Here is a 3,239-nt window from a genome sequence, read left to right as displayed (position 1 = left end):
ATCAATCCACTGCAGGGCGGCTCTCGCGGTGCGTTCGAGCGCCCGGACCGTGGCGGCGTCGCCGGTCCACCGCTCGTACTCGTCGAGCAGGATGACGTAGAGGGGAGTGGCGTCGGCGCTGCCGAAGTACGGCGAATGCGGCTGTTCCTCGAACCCGGTGGTCTCTCCGTAGCGCAGTTCGTGGGCGATCTTCCCCGGCTCCTCCTCGCGGAAGTCGTCCAGGACGACCCCCTGGATCAGAGCAAGCAGGCGTAGCGTCGTCGCCGCCAGGGAGGGCGCGAACGGTAGCGCCTGCAAACTGGTCAGGATGCTGTCCCGACCGAAGATCGCCATGAACCACGGCAGGCCGGCCGCGGGAAGGGCGTGGCCGCTGCCGGTCAACGGCATGAACCGCAGCGCGGCGAGGTCGGCCAGGCTGCGCCGGTAGGTCATCGCCAGCGTGGGGGAGTCGCAGGTGAGGCGGGGTGCCTCCGCCAGCCAGTCGTTCAGGTCCTGCTTCAGTTGCCGCCTGACCCGGCCCGGTCTGCCTAGCAGGCTCTCGCGAAGGTCACGGCCGTCCAGGCCCAGTGCCTGCACGCGCAGTTCGGTGATCCACTGACCGTGCGGTCCGAGCCGCACCTGGTACGACAGGCCGTGCTCGTCGACCTGGGCCGGGACGGTGGACGAGACCAGGGTCTCCCGGCGGAACGTCTCCCGTTCATAGCCGAGGCGCAGGCACCCACCCTCGGTGTGGGTGTAGTACCTCCCGCTCTTGTTCCGCACGTCCTTGATTTCGAAAAGGTCGGCGAAGTCGCTTTCGACGTCGATCCGCACTCGCAGCTCAACCGGCTCCGGTTCGTGATTGATCAGCGTCAGCCGCTCGGTGAAGCTGTCGCCGATGGATCGGTTCCGGATGGCCGACACGCTGACGTCGACGAGCGGAGTGGGCAGGGCTGGGACGACGACGAACCGGTTCTGGAAGTACTCGACCTCCTCGAGCGTGAGCGCGGTGACCCGTTGACCGTTGATGGACAGGATCCACTTCGACAGGAACCGCGTGTCGAACGAGAAGAGACCGCTCGGGATGGCGGGGGAGGCGTCGATGTCGCCGCTCTCCTCGCTGACCACGAACGTGTTGCCGTCCAGCAGTCGGACAAGGCCGTCACTCATGCCGCACGTCTCCGGTCACGGGCGAAATCCCGAGGGCGATGGGCTCCGGCCCGCCCCGGCATGACCCGCTGGAAAAGGCGTGCCAGCCGGACGTCACCTTCGGTGCGCAGTTCGTTGCGCACCCACGCCGAGTAGATCTGCGACGTGCCGGCGATGATTCGGTCGAAGGTCGCTCGGCGGCCGTGGACGACGCAGTCGGCCTCGCCCCCGTCTCGCGACACCCGGACGTCGCCCCGCTCCATCACCACCAACCAGCGGTCGACGCCCTGCTCGTGGGTGAGGTCGAACCGTATCGTCCCGGTGGCCTCCGCCAGGAGGGCCTCGTGCCCGCGGCGGCCGAGCGCTTCGAAGAAGCTCGTGGTGGGATCCGACATGAGCCTCCCCTCCGATGGTCCCGAGAATTCACCCTGACCGGAAGCGGGATGCCCTCGCATCACCCGGTCCGGGTGAATTCCCCGGTTGCCGCGGCCGCCGTCCAGGTTCACCCGTTCCGGGTGAGGCCGGCACACCCTGAACCGGGTCACGCTGCCTGTCGAGGATTTCTACGGGGGTGGTGCCATGTCGGACGCGACCAGGAAGTTCTTCGACGCGCTCGAACGTCACGGCCACGAACGCCTGCTGAAGAAGACGAACGGCACCATACGCTTCGACCTCGAGCGTGACCACGAGGTCGACCACTGGTTCGTGGAGATCCGCTCCGGCGCCGTCCGGGTTTCCCAGCAGAACAGCGCCGCCGACACGGTCGTCCGCTCCGACAACGCCTTCTTCGACCGGATGGCCCGCGGGGAAGCCAAACCGCTCCCGGCGTGGCTGCGCAACGACATCATGTTCGAAGGGCAGTTCCGGCTCATCATCCTGCTGGAGCGGCTTTTCGCGCCGCCGCCCGGTGCACGTCACCCGCGGCTCGCCGCCCGGGACCGCCGGAGGCAGGGATGAAAAGCGACCTCGTGCGAATCCTGGACGGCAACATCTTCGTGCTGAGCGGCGGCAGTGGCGACATAGAGACGGAGATCGGCCCCTGCGGGTTCTTCTCCTTCGACACCCGGTTCCTTTCGCTGTGGCGGCTGACCATCAACGGCGAACGGGTGAGCGCGCTGGCGGTGGACGACCCGTCGTACTTCGAGGTGCGGTTCTTCCTGGTGCCGGGGGCTCCAACGCACTACGTGGACGCCAAGGCGTCGGTGATCCGGGAACGGTCGGTGGCCGGCAGCTTCGAGGAGCGGTTGACGGTGCTCAACCATTCCGGGGAACCGGCCGAGTTCACCGTCCGCCTGGACGCGGACGGTGACTTCAGCCCGCTGGCCGTGGTCCTCGGACAGGAACATACGGGAGTCGGCCGGCTGTACCGGCACGTCGAGGACGGGCGCCTGCACATCGGCTACGTGCGGGAGAAGTTCCGGCGGGAGACGGTGATCTCCACGACCGAACCGGCACAGGTCGACGAGCAGGGGCTGACCTACCGCATCCGGGTCGAACCGCACGGGCGGTGGAGCACCACGCTGCATGTCCGGGGGCTGGTGCTGCGCCCCGACGGTCAGGACGTTCGCGACCACGTGTATCCCGGCCGCGTCCCGCGCGACCCGATGCGGCTCAACGACGACCTTCGGCGGTGGCTCGGCAAGGCTCCGAGGCTGAGCTGCGACTGGAGGCTGGTGGAGCAGGCCTACGAGCGTAGCCTGGTCGATCTTGCCGCGCTCCGGTTCTCGCCGCTGGCGCTACCGTCCGAGCCGCTGCCCGCGGCGGGCCTGCCGTGGGCCGCTACCCTCACCGGCCGCGAGCCCATCCTCACCAGCCTGCAGGTGCTGCCGTTCACGCCGGAACTGGCCGTCCACACCCTGCGAATGCTCGGCACCGACCAGGGCACCGTGCTTGACGACGAACTCGACGAGGAGCCGGGCAAGATCCTGCGCGAGTTCCGCTACGGCGAGCTGACCGCGTTCGAAGAGTGCCCGCAGGCGCCGTACTACGGCGCCGCCGACGTCACCCCGCTGTACGTGATCCTGCTCGACGAGTACGAGCGGTGGACCGGGGATGCCGCGACGGTGCGCGAGTTCGAGGACGAGGCGCGTGCGGCCCTGCACTGGATTGAC

Annotated in this window: 4 protein-coding genes; 2 read left to right on the top strand and 2 right to left on the bottom strand. The window is 68.4% G+C overall.

Annotated features, from left to right (window positions below; genetic code table 11):
* Nucleotides 1–1,149, bottom strand: a 1,149-nt coding sequence (locus ACWEVO_RS33325) for an amylo-alpha-1,6-glucosidase (RefSeq protein ID WP_452311403.1), incomplete at its 3' end; no start/stop codon positions are given.
* A complete protein-coding gene (locus tag ACWEVO_RS33320; RefSeq protein WP_452311402.1) occupies nt 1,146–1,523 on the bottom strand; it encodes an SCP2 sterol-binding domain-containing protein in 378 nt (125 codons plus the stop codon). The genes ACWEVO_RS33325 and ACWEVO_RS33320, both read right to left, overlap by 4 nt.
* Before the next feature lie 184 nt (nt 1,524–1,707).
* Between ACWEVO_RS33320 and ACWEVO_RS33315 the strand changes: the two genes are divergently transcribed.
* Entirely contained in the window at nt 1,708–2,085 is a 378-nt protein-coding gene (locus tag ACWEVO_RS33315) for an SCP2 sterol-binding domain-containing protein (RefSeq protein ID WP_452311401.1), read from the top strand.
* On the top strand, nt 2,082–3,239 hold a 1,158-nt coding region (locus ACWEVO_RS33310), incomplete at its 3' end, for a glycogen debranching N-terminal domain-containing protein (RefSeq protein WP_452311400.1). The genes ACWEVO_RS33315 and ACWEVO_RS33310, both read left to right, overlap by 4 nt.

The sequence above is a fragment of the Micromonospora sp. NPDC003776 genome, from assembly GCF_053605645.1.
Note: the sequence above shows the minus strand (reverse complement) of the source record. Positions and strands in the feature narration are given on the sequence as shown.